This window comes from Actinomyces sp. 565, from assembly GCF_010365615.1.
Classification (GTDB): Bacteria; Actinomycetota; Actinomycetes; order Actinomycetales; family Actinomycetaceae; genus Actinomyces.
The window spans coordinates 75,162-90,067 of sequence record NZ_PIZD01000065.1 but is presented as its reverse complement, the minus strand read 5'-3'; the positions used below and the strand labels follow the sequence as shown (position 1 = coordinate 90,067).

At 68.3% G+C, this 14,906-nt stretch carries 14 protein-coding genes; 7 read left to right on the top strand and 7 right to left on the bottom strand.

Annotated elements, in window-relative coordinates; translation table 11 throughout:
• Window positions 1-652: 652 nt before the first annotated feature.
• From GZ997_RS10815 to GZ997_RS10800, 4 genes are all read right to left on the bottom strand, one after another.
• Window positions 653-1,321 carry an SDR family NAD(P)-dependent oxidoreductase gene (locus tag GZ997_RS10815; RefSeq protein WP_161924662.1) on the bottom strand — a complete coding sequence of 223 codons (669 nt, stop codon included), beginning with the start codon at window positions 1,319-1,321 and terminating at the stop codon, window positions 653-655.
• A gap of 352 nt (window positions 1,322-1,673) precedes the next feature.
• Entirely contained in the window at window positions 1,674-2,591 is a 918-nt protein-coding gene (locus GZ997_RS10810) for a CorA family divalent cation transporter (RefSeq protein ID WP_162679898.1), read from the bottom strand.
• Window positions 2,592-2,723: 132 nt separating this feature from the next.
• Window positions 2,724-3,614, bottom strand: coding sequence for an aldo/keto reductase (locus GZ997_RS10805; protein ID WP_162679897.1), 891 nt, complete (start codon window positions 3,612-3,614; stop codon window positions 2,724-2,726).
• Between the two features lie 118 nt (window positions 3,615-3,732).
• Entirely contained in the window at window positions 3,733-4,611 is an 879-nt protein-coding gene (locus GZ997_RS10800; protein ID WP_162679896.1) for an aldo/keto reductase, read from the bottom strand.
• Between the two features lie 161 nt (window positions 4,612-4,772).
• Here GZ997_RS10800 and GZ997_RS10795 point away from each other — a divergent pair, with 161 nt between their 5' ends.
• Window positions 4,773-5,621, top strand: a complete 849-nt coding sequence (locus tag GZ997_RS10795; RefSeq protein WP_162679895.1) for a LysR family transcriptional regulator — start codon at window positions 4,773-4,775, stop codon at window positions 5,619-5,621.
• Between the two features lie 55 nt (window positions 5,622-5,676).
• Here GZ997_RS10795 and GZ997_RS10790 read toward each other — a convergent pair whose 3' ends face one another.
• Window positions 5,677-6,315, bottom strand: a complete 639-nt coding sequence (locus GZ997_RS10790) for a helix-turn-helix transcriptional regulator (RefSeq protein WP_162679894.1) — start codon at window positions 6,313-6,315, stop codon at window positions 5,677-5,679.
• A gap of 515 nt (window positions 6,316-6,830) precedes the next feature.
• Here GZ997_RS10790 and GZ997_RS10785 point away from each other — a divergent pair.
• Window positions 6,831-7,010, top strand: coding sequence for a hypothetical protein (locus GZ997_RS10785; protein ID WP_162679893.1), 180 nt, complete (start codon window positions 6,831-6,833; stop codon window positions 7,008-7,010).
• A 219-nt stretch (window positions 7,011-7,229) separates the two neighbouring features.
• Here GZ997_RS10785 and GZ997_RS10780 read toward each other — a convergent pair whose 3' ends face one another.
• Both GZ997_RS10780 and GZ997_RS10775 read right to left on the bottom strand, forming a co-directional pair.
• The gene (locus GZ997_RS10780; protein ID WP_162679892.1) at window positions 7,230-8,606 is read right to left on the bottom strand and encodes an MATE family efflux transporter; all 1,377 of its coding nucleotides are present in this window, start codon (window positions 8,604-8,606) and stop codon (window positions 7,230-7,232) included.
• On the bottom strand, window positions 8,603-9,052 hold the full coding sequence (locus GZ997_RS10775; protein ID WP_162679891.1) for a MarR family transcriptional regulator: 450 nt from the start codon (window positions 9,050-9,052) through the stop codon (window positions 8,603-8,605). The genes GZ997_RS10780 and GZ997_RS10775 overlap by 4 nt, the downstream gene beginning before the upstream one ends.
• Window positions 9,053-9,237: 185 nt before the next feature.
• Here GZ997_RS10775 and GZ997_RS10770 point away from each other — a divergent pair, with 185 nt between their 5' ends.
• From GZ997_RS10770 to GZ997_RS10750, 5 genes are all read left to right on the top strand, one after another.
• Complete coding sequence (locus tag GZ997_RS10770; RefSeq protein WP_203234197.1) at window positions 9,238-11,691, top strand: glycoside hydrolase family 3 N-terminal domain-containing protein; 2,454 nt, start codon at window positions 9,238-9,240, stop codon at window positions 11,689-11,691.
• 268 nt (window positions 11,692-11,959) lie between these two features.
• The gene (locus GZ997_RS10765; protein WP_162679890.1) at window positions 11,960-12,730 is read left to right on the top strand and encodes a carboxymuconolactone decarboxylase family protein; all 771 of its coding nucleotides are present in this window, start codon (window positions 11,960-11,962) and stop codon (window positions 12,728-12,730) included.
• A 392-nt stretch (window positions 12,731-13,122) separates the two neighbouring features.
• Complete coding sequence (locus GZ997_RS10760) at window positions 13,123-13,437, top strand: hypothetical protein (protein WP_162679889.1); 315 nt, start codon at window positions 13,123-13,125, stop codon at window positions 13,435-13,437.
• Window positions 13,438-13,500: 63 nt separating this feature from the next.
• Entirely contained in the window at window positions 13,501-14,073 is a 573-nt protein-coding gene (locus GZ997_RS10755) for a methylated-DNA--[protein]-cysteine S-methyltransferase (RefSeq protein WP_162679888.1), read from the top strand.
• A complete protein-coding gene (locus GZ997_RS10750) occupies window positions 14,070-14,873 on the top strand; it encodes an alpha/beta fold hydrolase (RefSeq protein ID WP_162679887.1) in 804 nt (267 codons plus the stop codon). The genes GZ997_RS10755 and GZ997_RS10750 overlap by 4 nt, the downstream gene beginning before the upstream one ends.
• The last annotated feature ends 33 nt before the right edge of the window (window positions 14,874-14,906 follow it).

The window sequence follows — 14,906 nt, the reverse complement described above, 5'->3', positions numbered from 1 at the left end:
AACCCATGAGACTCAACCGTCCCAGAAGTCATGAGACTCAACCGTCCCAGAAGTGTGGAGACAGCACAGTACCCCTACGGTACGAACCGTCACCGCGGGGTACGAATCGTCGAACAGAACGTACGAACAGTCGTCACGAGGTACGAACCGTCAACCAGGGTATGCGGAGCGCCGGGTAATGTCTCAGGACATCGGTGACAGTTCTGTGCCAGGACATACGAACCGCCGGGCTGGCATCGCCGCAAACACCAACCGCCGACCCCACCACGCCACAAGTACCGGTCCCGGCACGCCAATCCGCCAGACACGCGCGCCAGCCACCACCGGAGTAACCACTACTCCCACAAGCCAGAGGTGCCGCCGAATGAACGATGCCGCAAAGTCTGCAAGGGCAAGGAAGTGGCCCGGCAGGCGAGTGAGCTGCTCGAAGTTCTCACTCACCTGGTCCGGGCCATTGGCGCCCATGCGGATGCCCTCGGCAGGTGGTTCAACTGAGCCATCTGCCTAGGGAAGTCACCCGGTAACAGCAGGATGGCGCCCCACCTTTCTGCCGCCCGGATTTCCCCGGGGCGAGCGCCCTAGCGGGGTCAGCGCCGGGGCCTGTGTGGACACGTGGCCCGTGGGATCCGGCGGCAGGCGTGCGCGGTACGGGTTAGACGTCCATGGGCGCGGCGAAGGTGCGGAAGTCGCCGTCGTGCCGGGCGTGCAGCTCCCAGATCCGGTCGGCCAGGGCGGCCGGCTCGTGGGAGGGTTCGCCGCCACCGATACCACGCGGAATGATCAGCTGGGCGACGTGAACCCCCTCCGGGGCGAGCGCGTCGTGCAGGAGCTGCCCGTAGGCACTCTCCCCGGCGAAGGCTACCGAGGTGCCGGTGACCCTAGGGCCCGGGCGGACGGCGGAGCCGCCGTTGATCAGCAGGATCGTGCCGCGGCCGAGCTCGCGCATGCCCGGAAGTACCTGACGCACCGCGTTGACCGGGCCGTACACGGACATCTCGATGGGGCCGACCAGGTCCTCCGCGCTCGTCTCCAGCACGGGCTTCATGAACTCGCGGGCCGGTACGGGGCTCCACTGGAGCACCTCAATGGGGCCGAGCTCGTCGGCGGCGTCGGCCAGGGCCCGGGTCAGCGCCTCGCCGTCGCGGCCGTCGGCGACGTAGCCGCGGGCGTTCACGCCGTCGGCGCTCAGGGCGGCGACCCGCTCATCCAGGTGCTCGCGGCTGCGGGAGATCAGGGCGACGTTGAAGCCCTCCCGCCCGAAGCGGCGGGCGACGGCGCGGCCCAGCCCCGGGCCGCCGCCGATAATGGCGATGGTGGTCATGATGGTTTCCTCCGGTATCTGGCGTTTGGACGGTGCTTATTCGGTGTGCTGGTCCGGTGGCTCGGTGCCGAGACCGGCACTAGTGACGTGCCCAGACCGGCACTAGTGACGTGCCCAGACCGGCACTAGTGACGCGCCGCGGACGCCGGGCGCCGCATCGCGCAGTCGATCGGAGGCTACGCCGCCCCTCCCGGTTTCGGGAGTCCCTACCAGGGCCTCCTAAAAGACCAGCGCAGGATGACCCAACCGCCGCCGGGTCTCTTTAACAGCTCGTGCCGGGAGCTGCCCGCCAACCGTTCCCCGGTGCCACTCAGCCGCCACGCCCTCAGGCCGAAAGCGCAGTTAAAGACTGTCACAGCCACTTGCGGTGCTTGAAGAAGGCGATACAGCCAATGACCACCACCACGCTCAGGAGCGCGACGGCCGGATAGCTCCACGGCCACGCGAGTTCAGGCATGTGCTCGAAGTTCATCCCGTACCAGCCGACAATAAGCGTCAGCGGGGCGAAAATCGCGGTGACGATCGTGAGTGCCGCCATAATGTGGTTCTGCCGCACGTCCAGATGCATCTTGTACAGGTCACGCATCTGGAGGGTCTGGTCGCGCAGTGAGGATGCCTGGTCGCGTAGCTTGTCGAGCCGACCGTAGACCGTGCGGAAGTACCGCAGATCCTCCTCCCGGAAGAAGCCGTTCTCGTTCTCCTCAAGGATCTGCGTGAGATCCATGAGGTGGTCGTAGTGGCTGTCGAGGTCGCGCAGTTCGGAGCGCATATCATTGATCCGCTCTGCTGCGCCCACGGCGGTATCGTCCAGAATTGCATCCTCCATGCGGTCGAGTTCGCGCTCGTAGCCGCGCAGTAGGGCCGCGTCGTCCTTGATGATCTGCATGAGGAAGTCGGCCAGGAAACGCTCCAGTCCCGGTCGACGCCAGCGACGGGCGGCGGCGATGGCCGCCACGAGTCCCGTGGCCGTCTCCTGGGCATCGATGAACACCACGCCCTTCTCATCCAGTGCGAAGGCGAAGCGCTTATCCGGAGCATCGGGTGACGTGCGGTCCGGGATCAAGACCGTGCCCGTGATCGCGTCGTAGTTGACCTCGGCCTGAGTGCCCAGGGCGACGTCGGGGTCGGGGTCGATGTCGATGCCCAGCTCGAAGGCGCCGCGGCGCTGGGCCCACTGTTGGGGAGTCAGCACGGCGACGAACTGTCTGTCCGCGTTGTGCAGTTCCTCCGGGGCGCACGGAGTCAGTGACTCGTCGATCAGGTAGTGCACGGATTCTCCTCGGTGTGGCACAACAACACGATTGGCGGCTCCGGGAATTGGATGATGCGCCCGCACCCGTCCACCCTTGCGGTTGGGCATTGTCCCATAGGAACGGTGGTCCGTGCTCTATTCAGGTGTACCTCAGTACAGCGTGCCACCACCCAGCTGCTGAGCCTTGACCAGGTCGCGCAGCAGCCAGCCGACGACCTTCGGGTCGTAGTGGTCGAAGATGCGCGGCAGCGAGCCGTCATCCAGGGTGGAGAAGGTGGCCAGGTCCTCATCGGTCAGCTCGAAGTCGAACACGTCGAAGTTCTCCTCCATGCGGTTGCGATGAGTGGTCTTGGGGATGACCACCACGTCCTTCTGGATCAGCGCCCGCAGGATCACCTGCCCCGGCTTCTTGCCGTACTTGGCGCCGATCTCGGTGAGGACCGGGTTGGCGAAGATGTTGTTCTGCCCCTCGGCGAAGGGCGCCCAGGCCTCGTGGACGACGCCGAGCTCGGCCATGACCGTGTGCGCGGCGTCGTCCTGGCGGAACGGGTGCGTCTCGACCTGGTTGACGGCCGGCGTGATCTCGGCCAGCGCGGCCACATCGACCAGCCGCTCGGGGTAGAAGTTTGACACGCCGATGGCGCGCAGCTTGCCGGCCTTGTAGGCGTCCTCCATGGCCCGGTAGGCGCCCGGGTAGTCGCCCATGGCCTGGTGCAGCAGCATGAGGTCGATGTGGTCGGTGCCGAGCTTGTCCAGCGACTCGTCGATGGAGGCGGTGGCGCGCTCGTAGTTCATGTTGGATACCCAGATCTTGGAGGTGATGAACACTTCCTCGCGCGGCAGCCCGCTCTTCGCGACGGCGGCGCCCACGCCCTCCTCGTTGCCGTAGGCCTGCGCGGTGTCGATGAGTCGGTAGCCGACCTGGAGGGCCTCGCTCACGCAGCGCTCGGTCTCCTCCGGCGGAGTCTGGAAGACGCCGTAGCCGAGTACGGGCATCTCGACGCCGTTGTTGAGGGTTTTGGTGGGGACGGTGGTGGTCATGAGTCTGCCTCCTGGGGTGGGCAGCGAATCCGGGTTGCGGATCGCCGGATGTTCTGGTTCGGATGGTTGGTGGTGCAGGTGGTGGCCGTACGGTGGGAGTCCCGCTAGCAGGGCGGGGTCAGGCCTGCTGGGAGTAGTCGTTGACCGTCGTCGTGAAGGCGGGCGGCTCGTCGGGGATCACGTAGTAGGGGGCCTGCGGGGTCTCATTGATCGCGGCGATCTCCGCCTCCGTCAGCTCGACGTCGAGGGCGGCGAGGTTGTCGGCCATGTGGGCGGGATTCAGGGTCTTGGGGAAGGTGATGTTCTTCTCCGCCAGGTGCCAGGCCAGGATCACCTGGGCGGGGGTGGCGCCGGTGCGCTGCGCGGCGGCGGCGATTGCGGGCTCTTCCAGCAGGGTCTTGTCGCCGTGGCCGAGCGGGTACCAGGCCTCCACCAGGATTTCGGTGCCGGCGGCGCGGTCCATCTGGCCCTTCAGCTCGTGCTGGTTCCAGCGCGGGTGCGCCTCCACCTGGTTCACGACCGGCTTGATAGAGGCGACGTCCAGGACCTCCTGGAACTTGGCGATCGGGAAGTTGGACAGGCCGATCGAACGGATCTTGCCCGCGGCCACGGCCTCCTCCATCGCCTTCCAGCCGGAGGTGTACTCGCCGTAGGGCTGGTGGAACAGCAGCAGGTCCAAGTAGTCCAGCCCCAGGCGCTCCAGGGTGGCGTCGATGTCCTTCACTGCCTGCGCGTAGGGGTAGGACTGGGGGAACAGCTTGCTGGTGATGAACAGGTCCTCGCGCTTCACGGTGCCGGCGGCGATGGCGTCCCGCACCACCTCGCCGACGGCCACCTCGTTGAAGTAGGCGTTGGCGGTGTCGATGTGGCGGTAGCCGAGTTCGAGGGCCTGCGGCAGGTGCTCGCGCACCTGGTCTGAGGTCATCTGGAAGACGCCGTAGCCCAGCGCCGGGATGTCGATGCCGTTGTTCATGGTGAAGGACGGGATGGTGGTCATGGTCTGCTCCTCGTATCGGCTCGGCGCCGTCTGGCCGTTTTGCTCATATCGGCTCAACTGTTGCGTCACGCATAAGTCTTCGCCCCACAGGCGCGAATGTAAAATGCCAATATCGGAGCTCTTTATGCATCGAGCGCATACAGGGGGAGAGCGAGGAGCAGGTGGACTTCGAGCAGCTGCGCCAACTGGAGGCGATCGCGCGCGAGGGCACACTCAGCGCCGCGGCCCGCTCCCTGCACCTGTCCCAGCCGGCGCTCAGCCGCTCGCTGCAACGCCTGGAGGCCGAGCTCGGCCAACCGCTCTTCGATCGCCCCGGACGCCGCCTGGTGCTCAACGAGGCCGGGCGCGTCGCCCTGGAACATGCCGACCGGCTCCTGCGCGAGGAGCAGGCACTGCGCACCGCCCTGGGTGACCTCGCCCGCCGCACCCGGGCGCTGCGGGTGGGCACGGTCGCGCCCGCGCCGCTGTGGCGGCTGACCTCGTTGATCGTCGAACGCTTCCCGGGGCTGGTGCTCACCTCGCAGAGCCTTAGCCAGGAAGAGGTTGAGGAGGGCGTCGTCAACGGCGAGCTGGACCTGGGCATCTCGCTGCGTCCCCACCCGCTGCCGAGCGTGCGCTCGGCCTGGCTCATGGTGGAGAACCTGGCCGTCGCTCTGCCCGCCGGGCATGCGCTCGCGGAGCGGGAGCAGGTGGCGGCGACGGATCTGGACGGGGAGACCTTCCTGCTGCTGGCGGACATCGGCTTCTGGCGCGAGCGCTGCGACCGTCATCTGCCCCACTCCCAGTTCGTGGTGCAGGAGGACCGGGACGTCTTCGCGCAACTGGCCAGGAGCTCCCCGCTGCCGCACTTCGTCACTGACGCCCCCGCACTATCTGCCCCCGCGCCCGGCCGCGTAGTCGTCCCTATCCGGGACGCGATGGCGCACGCCACCTTCTACCTGCTGCTGCGCCCGGGCGGGCGCAGCGAGGCCGAGGCGGTCTTCGACTGGGCAAGGAACCGCACCGCCTGACCCCGCCAGGTCGGTAGAAGTGGCGCGGCGGTCCGGCGGGGGCGCCGGAACCGGGCTAGTCGACCCAGATACGGACATGGTCATCGTCGTCGATGACGTCGATGAGGGTGCTCGGGCCGACGCCGTCGAGGGTGCTGAATGCGGTGGCCAGGAGTGCATTGAGATCGATGCCGTAGGCGCCAACGGCGCTGTGCACCTGCGGCACGTGCGCGATGAGGGCCGCCAGCGCGGAGACCGCCTGCATGGGGAAGGCCAGGTTGACATTGTCCTGCGGCCCCCGGACCTCGATGTGGAGGCTGCGCCCGGCTGCCCGGGGCGCTCGCGGCCCGCCCTTCGCCTGTGCCGCGGGTTCGGGTCGCACCAGGGAGAATCCGGTGGCGGCGGGTGCAGCGGGCGACGACGCGGTTGGCGGTGATGCCGGTGACGGCGCCGCCGGGGAGGGTATGGGCGAAGAGGCCGACGGAGGCGTGGCGGCGGCTGGTGCATCGCCGTCCGGCACAGTCAGCAGCGCATCGACGCTAGTACCGAGCAGGGCCGCTAAGGCCGGCAGCGTGGCCACATCCGGGTAGTTAAGGTCATTCTCCCACTTGCTGACCGCCTGCGGGGTGACACCCATGCGCTTTGCGAGCTGCTCCTGAGTCATGCCGCATGCGAGCCGTAACCTGGCAATATTGCGTCCGACCGACTGCTTCATGTATCTGCCTGCTTTCCATCGTGTGTGCACCAAGCCTGCTGGCCGTAGGCACCTTTTGGTGATCGACGGGGCACCTGTCGGTGTCCCTGAAGATGATGATTGCGGGACTGGGCGTAGATCGGTAGCACGCGTCCGTTGATCACGAAATACGTGAGCCCAGCACGGGTCCTCGCCGACTCAACCACGGGTTGAGATGGGCTTCATTCGGCTCTTCTGGTTCGTAGGTGTGGTGGGTGGGGTTTGCGTGTGTGGGCAGGGTGCGGGCGGTGTGTGTGGCTGGGTCTGGTGCGTGTGGGTGGGGGTGGTTGGGTGGTCTTGGGGGTGGCGCACGCTCAGCTGCTTCGCTGCCCTGGCAGGTTAGCGGGTTTTGCCTGGTATTTCGGCGTTTCTGGTTTTGGGCTGGTGGGGGTTGGTTGGCTCCAGCGTGCGCCGCGGGGGTTGTGGCACGCTGGAGGTGGTCGGGCTGTTGTTCTGGTGGTGTGCTTTCCGCGTGATTACGCCGTTTCTGTGGAAGCGTGCCGACGCTGAGCGTGCGGCGCGAGCAGGGCCGGGTCCGCCCGCGCGTGCTCGTGCCGGGGCTGAGCGTGCTGCGCAAGCAGGCTACCGCCGGCCCCGCCGTGCGCATGCCCTCTACTTGTACCGGGTTCCGGCGCCTGGACCGGGGTCCGGCGCTTGAACCGTCTGAGAGCGCGTAAGGCGGTCCAACCGCAGTTGGGCGGTCCAACTAGGCGTGCTCTCTCGAGGCGGACTCGACCCGCGCCCACCACCCCCCACCGCGTCTCTCAGACGTCTCGCCGGGCCCAAATCGGAGGAGCTGGATGTTGCCTACTTCGAACGAGCCCCAGAGGCGCCACCTTTGCGATCGCGGCGTGTTAGTGGTGATGGCGGTGCAGGTCTCGCAGTGGGCTCTTGCGCTAGGCTGGGACGGCTCTGGGGTCGTGCCTGCGGCCTCGCTGGAGGTCGCGGAGCCCGTACCGGGGCCCCAGCCACATGATCAGCAGGCCCACGGCCAGTGCGGCCGCGGTTTCGGCCACAATGATCGCCGACCAGATGCCCGTTGGGCCTATGAGCGCCGGCAGCAGCAACACCGCGCCAACCTCCAGGCCGAGAGTGCGGCCCGCAGCCAGCGCCGCCGAGACGAGCCCGTTGCCCAGCGCCGTGAACAATGACGAGCCATACATGCTCACGCCCATCGGCAGGAAGGCAATGGCGAAGATGCGCAGCGCCGTCTCGGTCAGCTCCATGAGACCGCGGTCGTGGCCGGCAAACACCAATGCCAGCGGGTGCGCGAGCAGCTGCGAGGTGAGCAGCATGGCCATCCCGGCGACGCCGAGTATGGCTAGTGAGGTACGCATCAGGCTCCGTTTCTCAACAATGTTGGCTGCACCGTGTTGATAGCTCATCAATGGAGCCGCACCCATGCAGAAGCCCTCGAATATCGCGGTGAAGATCATGCTGACGTACATGACCACGCCGTAGGCAGCCACCCCGTCCTGGCCGAGGAACTTCAACAGCTGCAGGTTGTAGACGATGCTGACCACCGAGATGGCCACCACCGCCATCATCTCAGATGATCCGTTCACACATACCCGTCCCAGCGCGGCCAGATCCCCGGCCGGGCGGCCCAGACGCAGGAAGCTGCTGTTCGGGCGGGCGAACCAGATCAGCGGCACCAGGCCGCCGATCAGCTCCGAGGCTACGGTGGCCCACGCGGCTCCGGCCACGCCCCGCCCGAGGACGCCGACGAACAGCAGATCCAAAACCATGTTGGTCACCCCCGCCGCAACTGTCACATACAGGCCGAGTCGGGGCCTGCCCGCGGTGGAGGCAAAGGTCTGGAAGGTGTACTGCAGCATGAACGCAGGCAGCGAGACCATCAGAATCCGCCCGTACAGCACGCACAGCTCAAGCATCTGGCCGGACGCGCCGAGCAGTTGGGCGACGGGCTGCATGATCATGGCACCGAGGATCGCCAGCAGGATGCCGCCGCCGAGAGTGACGTAGACAACCATGGAGAAGTAGCGGTTCGCCAGCGCGCCCTCGCCCCGGCCGCGGGTGTTGGAGATCAGCTCGCTGCCGCCCGAGCCCATCATGAAGCCGAGGGTGCCCAGGATCATGATGAACGGCATGATCAGGGTGATGGCGGCCAGTGCGGTCTTGCCGGCGTAGTTCGCGACGAATAGTCCGTCTACCACGCCGTATATCGAGGTGAAGATCATCGTCGCGATGGCGGGTGCGGTGAAGCGCAGTAGCGCACGCGGCCCCAGGTGCTGGGACATGTCAATGGTCATAGATTGTCTCCGATCGCGTCCAGGCGTTCTACCAGGGAGTTTGCGTGCTCGGTCAGGGCGTTTGCGAGTGCGGCGCGCTGCTCGGCAGGCAGTGTGGCCAGGGCTGTGAGCTCAGCGTTGATGATTGGCAGTATGCGCACGGCGATGACTTCGTGGCCCTGCTCGGTGAGGTAGACCAGTGTCGCCCGCCCTGGACCGGGCTCGAGGCGCACCGTGCCGTCGTGCTGAAGCCGTTTGATTGCGGAGTTAACCGTCTGCTTGCGGGTGAAGCACAACTCGCACAGGCGGCTTTGCGAGCAGCCCTCCCCGGTCATGTGCAGGGCGTAGAGAATGTCGAACGCGGCGTCTGAAAGCCCGGCCGCCTGGGCGGCTCGGTGGTAGGCGTCCTCAATGCGCTTGATCGTGGCGTTGACTGCTCGTTGCAAGTCCAGTAGCTCGGTGGTCATGGATCACCAGTCCTTAAGTCCGATTTCGGACATACTACACGGGTCGTCCGGTGGGGTGGGTGTGGCGCTCGCAACTTGCCCTTCACAAACAATGGACCGAGCGGTAAGATTGTGACCAGCAGGTGCCCCAGATGGGCGCTCGCGCAATTCCGACCTGACCAAAGGGGCTCACAGTGGAGCAGAACATGAATCAGTACGAGATCGACCACCTGGCAACGGTGCGCGCGGGAGCACCCGAATCGATGGTCCTGCTCAAGACCGACGGATCCTTCCCGCTGGCGGCCCCCGGCCGACTCGCCCTGTACGGCGCTGGCGCGCGGCGCACCATCAAGGGCGGAACCGGTAGTGGCGACGTCAACTCCCGCCACGTGGTCTCCGTTGAGGAGGGACTGGAGAAAGCGGGCTTCACCATCACCACCAAGTCCTGGCTCGACGCCTACGACGGCGTCGCCGCGGACAACCACAAGGCTTTCGTCGCCGACCTCAAGGCCCGCGCCAAGGCCGCAGGGCAGCCCGCCATCTACTTCGGCATGGGTGCCGTCGAGCCCGCTCCCGCCTTCGACCTGCCGCTCGACGGCGACGGCGAGGCCGCCGTCTACGTCGTCGCCCGCGACTCCGGCGAGGGCAACGACCGCCACCCCGAGCCCGGCGACGTGAAGCTCACCGACTCCGAGATCCGCGACATCACCGCACTCGCCGCGAAGTTCGACAAGTTCCTGCTGGTGCTCAACGTCGGCGGCGTCGTCGACCTGACGCCGGTGAAGGACGTGAGCAACATCCTGCTGCTGTCCCAGCTGGGCGCCGCGATCGGCGACGCCTTCGCCGACGTCCTGCTCGGCAAGAGCTACCCCTCCGGCAAGCTGTCCACCACCTGGGCCGCCTGGGAGGACTACTCCACCGAGGGCGACTTCGGCGACCCCGACGACACCCACTACCGCGAGGGCGTGTACGTCGGCTACCGCTATTTCGACTCGGTCGGCACCGCCCCGATCTTCCCCTTCGGCTACGGCCTGGGCTACACCACCTTCACCATCGGCGCTCCCACCGTCAGCGCCTCCGGCTCCGAGATCACCGTCAAGACCACCGTCACCAACACCGGCGCCGCCGCGGGCAAGGAGGTCGTCCAGGTCTACGTGTCCGTGCCCGCCGGCGACCTCGACCAGCCCTACCAGGCCCTGGCCGGCTTCACCAAGACCGGTGAGCTCGCCGCCGGCGCCGGGCAGGACGTCGCGGTCACCTTCGACCTGACCGACATCGCCTCCTTCGACGCCGCCAAGTCAGCCACCGTCCTGGAGGCCGGCGACTATGTGGTGCGCGTAGGCGCCTCCAGCCGCAACACGGTTCCCGCCGCCGTCGTCGAGCTGGCCGAGACGGCTATCGTCCGCCAGCTCCACGACGCCTTGGGAGACCCCGGCTTCACCGACTTCAAGCCGGCCGCACCGGTCGCCGTCGAGGTGCCGGCCGACCTCCCACGGCTGACCGTGGCCGCCGCCGACCTGCGCCGTGAGGACGCCCAGGCCCCCGTGGACCTGACCGAGGCCCTCGCCTATGCGAAGAACCTGTCCGACGACGAACTGTCCTACATCGTCCTGGGTGACTACAGCGACGACGCCGAGAAGCAGTCCATCATCGGTCAGGCCTCGCAGGCACTGGTCGGTGCCGCGGGCCAGACCACCACACGCTTCGACGGGCTGCCCTCGCTGGTCATGCCCGACGGCCCTGCCGGACTGCGCCTGTCGCCCCAGGTGGGTGTGGACGCCGACGGCCCCTTCGCCCTCGGGGAGGCCCTGGGCGGCCTGTTCGCCGAGCTCATGGATGACGAGTCCACCGCTGCCCTCGGTGCCGACCCCGCGGCTGCGCCCCGTACCCCGGAGCGCACCTATGAGCAGTACGCCACCGCCATCCCGATCGGCACCGCCATCGCCCAGACCTGGAACCCCGAGCTGGCCGCCGCCTACGGCGACCTGGTCGGCGTGGAGATGGAGCACTTCGGCGCCCACCTGTGGCTGGCCCCGGCCTTCAACCTGCACCGCACCATCCTGTGTGGGCGCAACTTCGAGTACATGTCCGAGGACCCGCTGCTCGCCGGCCGCGTGGCTGCCGGCATCACCCGCGGCGTCCAGGCCCACCCGGGACGCGCCGTCACCGTCAAGCACTTCGCCTTCAACAACCAGGAGACGAACCGCCTGAACTCCAACAGCCACGTCTCCCAGCGGGCCGCACGCGACCTGTACCTGCGCAGCTTCGAGATCGTGATCCGTGAGGCCCAGCCCCACGCACTCATGACCTCCTACAACCTGGTCAACGGTGTGCACACATCAGAGTCCTCCGACCTGCTGGAGACCATCCTGCGCGAGGAGTGGGGCTACAAGGGCCTGGTCATGACCGACTGGGTGGTCGACTCCATGGCGCGCACGGACATGAAGAACCCCCGCGCCACCGCCTCGGCCACCATCAAGGCCGGCAACGAGCTGTTCATGCCCGGCTGCGAGGCCGACCGCCAGGACATCCTCGCGGCCCTGCGCGGCGAGGGGACGGCTGCTGTGACGCTGACCCGCGCCGAGCTCGAGAAGCAGGCCGCCCGGGTGGTGCGTATGGCGCACCTGCTGGGCGACGTCGCCTCCGCCCCGGAGGTCTGAGCGGGGCCGCTCCGGCCGCCCGGCCCGAGTCGGGCCCGGGCGGCCCTCAGTCGAACCGGGCCGCCCGTTAGTCGCCTTCCCAGACGGTCGCGCGGCACTGGCATTGATGCCGACAGGCCCCGGCGGTGCCCCTCTCAGGGGTGTCCGCCGGGGCCTGCGGCGTGCCAGGATCGGGGTTGAGGCCCGCCGGCGCCGTCGTCGGCTCCGCGCGTCACCGCGCCCGCGGGCGACAACTGCAGAAATCCCGTATGCGTCCCAAGGAGAATCCATGGCACTGACACCCGAGGCGATCGAGACCTTCACCCGCCTGTTCGGCTCCGCCCCCGAGCCCAGCCCCACCGACCCTGAGCTCATGGAGACCCTCCAGAACCACATCTTCGGCGAGGTCTTCTCCGTCGGCGTGCTCACCGACGTCGAGCGGGAGCTGATCACCGTGACCTGCCTGGCCTCCATGCAGACCCTGCCGCAGCTGCGCGCCCACACGGCCGCCGCGCTCAACGTCGGCGCCACTCCCGAGCAGCTACGCGAGGTCATCTACCAGTGCCAGCCCTATATCGGCTACCCCAAGACCCTCAACGCCATCGGCGTGGTCAACGAGGTCCTGACCGAGCACGGCGTCCAGCTGCCCCTGCCGAGCGCCGCCACCGTCGACTACGCCGACCGGGACGAGGCCGGCGCCGCCATCCAGACCCCGCTCTACGGGGACGAGGTCAAGGCCGTCTTCGCCAAGTTGCCCGAGCCCTTCGGCACCCAGGTGCCGCACCTGCTCACCGCCATCGGCTTCGGCGAGGTCGAGTCCCGCGGGGTGCTGAGCGTGGCCGAGCGCGAGATCATCAGCCTGGTGGCCATCGCCGCCATCGGCGCCGCCACCCAGCTCACGCCCCACGTGGCCGGCGCGATCAAGGCCGGCAACACCCGGCAGAAGGTCGCCGCCGCCCTGGTGCAGGCCATGCCCTACATCGGCGGCCCCTACGCACTGTCCGCCCTGGTGCTGGTGGCGAACTACGACGAGGGCGTCTCCTCGGAGGCCTACCGGTGAGGTGACCGCCCCTTGGCTGGTTTGCTGCCCTCCCCTCACCGAGATCGGTTGATGTTACGTGCCGAGGTCGGTAGTAGTTACGTGTCGAGGTCGGTCGATATGACCGCTGAGGTGTGGATGGCTGCATGGGCTGTGCAGCTCGCAGCAGTGCGTTGCTGGGCTCGCGCTGGGTGGAGGGTACCCAGTCGGTGGCGTAGCAGACGCTCCAGGCGCGCGGCGGCGCCTACAAGATCAGTTCCGACGTCATGTCTAGATTCCTCGCCAACACGCGGATCGAGACCGCACAGGAGGTGCCGGGCTAGCCGACTACACATTCGGACTGGGGCGCCGTACACGGTTCCCGCCCCCAGCTGCCACCGCGGGTCCTCCCAGATCCGCTGCTTCTGGACCTGTTGGCACTCGGCCCGGCGCCGCAGCGCCTGCGTCATGCCACCTACCCCCTCCAGTCCGCATGGTTCGACCAGGACGAGTTCGACCAGGCCACCATCTGCCACTACCTGCCCCACGTGATCGTCTGCACCCCGCCCCGCGGGCAGGCGGCCGCCGACTTACCGGAATCTCTCTATGCCGATCTGGACGCCAGGCTCGCCGCTGCGCACGCCGCCGGAGCTCCCGCACCGGCCAACATGGACACGCGCATTCTGACCTGGGCGTGCGAGCACATTCCCGTCCACGGGGTGATCCCCTCGTTGTCAGTGCCGCACTGATTGAGGACCCGGAATACGCCTGCCTCGGCCGCCCGCTCCCGGTGGCTACCGGCGAGTGCCGTAATGCGAGTACAGTCACTGGCTGTGCCGCAGGCCACGATTTGTCTCAGCGCTTTCACCTCGCCGCTGGGACCCATGACACTGGCCGCCGCCACGGGGGAGGGGCTGCCCGAGGGCGGCGCCGTCGTCGGCACCTGGTTCGACGGGCAACGCCATGACCGCGCCGGGCTCACCAGCGATGCGCGCCCGTTGGCCCCTGGCGCCGCTGATGAGCCGCCGGTGCTGGCGCAGGCCCGCGCCTGGCTGGAGCGCTACTTCGACGGCGAGGACCCCGGCCCGACCCCCGGTCTGGCGGTGGCCGGCACCGACTTCCAGCAGCGCGTCTGGGAGCGACTGCGCACCATCCCGCGCGGGCAGACCACCACCTACGGGCGCATCGCCGCCGACCTCGCGGCCGCCACCGGCCGACCTGCCTCTGCCCGTGCTGTCGGGGTCGCCGTGGGCCGCAATCCTGTCAGCGTGCTCGTGCCCTGCCACCGCGTAATCAGGGCGAACGGGGCACTGACCGGCTACGCCGGCGGCCCCGAGCGCAAAGCCGCCTTGCTGCGGCTTGAGGGATTTGTGGTTCTGGTATGAACGACTACCTCGCCCGCGAGCTGGCGGTACCGGTCGGCGCGGCTGGCGCCGATCCGGGCGGGCTGGTCCATACCCTGACCTACGTGCCCCGCGCCGCCGCGTCCGGGCGGGTGCGCGCCCCGCTGGTGGTGTGCTGCCACGGGCTGGGGGAGTCCGGGCTGCGGGTGGCGCCGGTCGCTCAACGGTTGGCCGCCGCGGGCGCCGTCGCCATCGCCCCCAGCTTCCGCGGGGGAGGGGCGCCGACGGCGGGACCCACTGCCGCCATGACCATCGGCACCGAACTGGCCGACCTGGAGGCGATCCTGGCTCGCGCCCGCACCTGGCCCTTCATCGACACCGCCCGCACCGCCCTATTCGGACGCAGCCAGGGCGGGCTCGTGGCGATGCTCGCGGCCGCCGCCCACCCGGCGCAGATCAACGCGCTGGCCCTGTGGTACCCGGCGCTCGCGGCACCCGCCTCGGTGCGGAGCCGCTTCGGACGCCTCCAGGAGGTGCCGGAGGTCTTCACCTCCCGCGTCGACGGCCGTGACATCACGCTCGGACGCGACTTCGCCCGCGACCTGTGGGGCCGCGACGTCGAGGCCGCCATGCGCCGCTATCCCTACCCGGTGCTGCTGGTCCACGGCGAGGCGGACGCCGACGTGCCCCTCGCCGTCTCACAGGCGGCCGTCCGCACCCTCCCCGACGCCCGCCTGGAGCGCATCCCGGGCGCGGGGCACGGCTTCGGCGACGCGGACTTCGAGACGGCAGTGGGGCGGACGGTGGACTTCCTGGCCTGGGCGGGCGTACTCGACGACTGAAGCAGAGGGCGCCGGCCTCTCCGCCCTGCGCGA

Coding starts and splice junctions, on each gene's coding strand:
- GZ997_RS10790 (WP_162679894.1), bottom strand. CDS start 6,315: ATGAAGCAGTCGGTCGGACGCAATATTGCCAGGTTACGGCTCGCATGC.
- GZ997_RS10750 (WP_162679887.1), top strand. CDS start 14,070: ATGAACGACTACCTCGCCCGCGAGCTGGCGGTACCGGTCGGCGCGGCT.
- GZ997_RS10755 (WP_162679888.1), top strand. CDS start 13,501: ATGCGAGTACAGTCACTGGCTGTGCCGCAGGCCACGATTTGTCTCAGC.
- GZ997_RS10770 (WP_203234197.1), top strand. CDS start 9,238: ATGAATCAGTACGAGATCGACCACCTGGCAACGGTGCGCGCGGGAGCA.
- GZ997_RS10805 (WP_162679897.1), bottom strand. CDS start 3,614: ATGACCACCACCGTCCCCACCAAAACCCTCAACAACGGCGTCGAGATG.
- GZ997_RS10775 (WP_162679891.1), bottom strand. CDS start 9,052: ATGACCACCGAGCTACTGGACTTGCAACGAGCAGTCAACGCCACGATC.
- GZ997_RS10815 (WP_161924662.1), bottom strand. CDS start 1,321: ATGACCACCATCGCCATTATCGGCGGCGGCCCGGGGCTGGGCCGCGCC.
- GZ997_RS10780 (WP_162679892.1), bottom strand. CDS start 8,606: ATGACCATTGACATGTCCCAGCACCTGGGGCCGCGTGCGCTACTGCGC.
- GZ997_RS10800 (WP_162679896.1), bottom strand. CDS start 4,611: ATGACCACCATCCCGTCCTTCACCATGAACAACGGCATCGACATCCCG.
- GZ997_RS10765 (WP_162679890.1), top strand. CDS start 11,960: ATGGCACTGACACCCGAGGCGATCGAGACCTTCACCCGCCTGTTCGGC.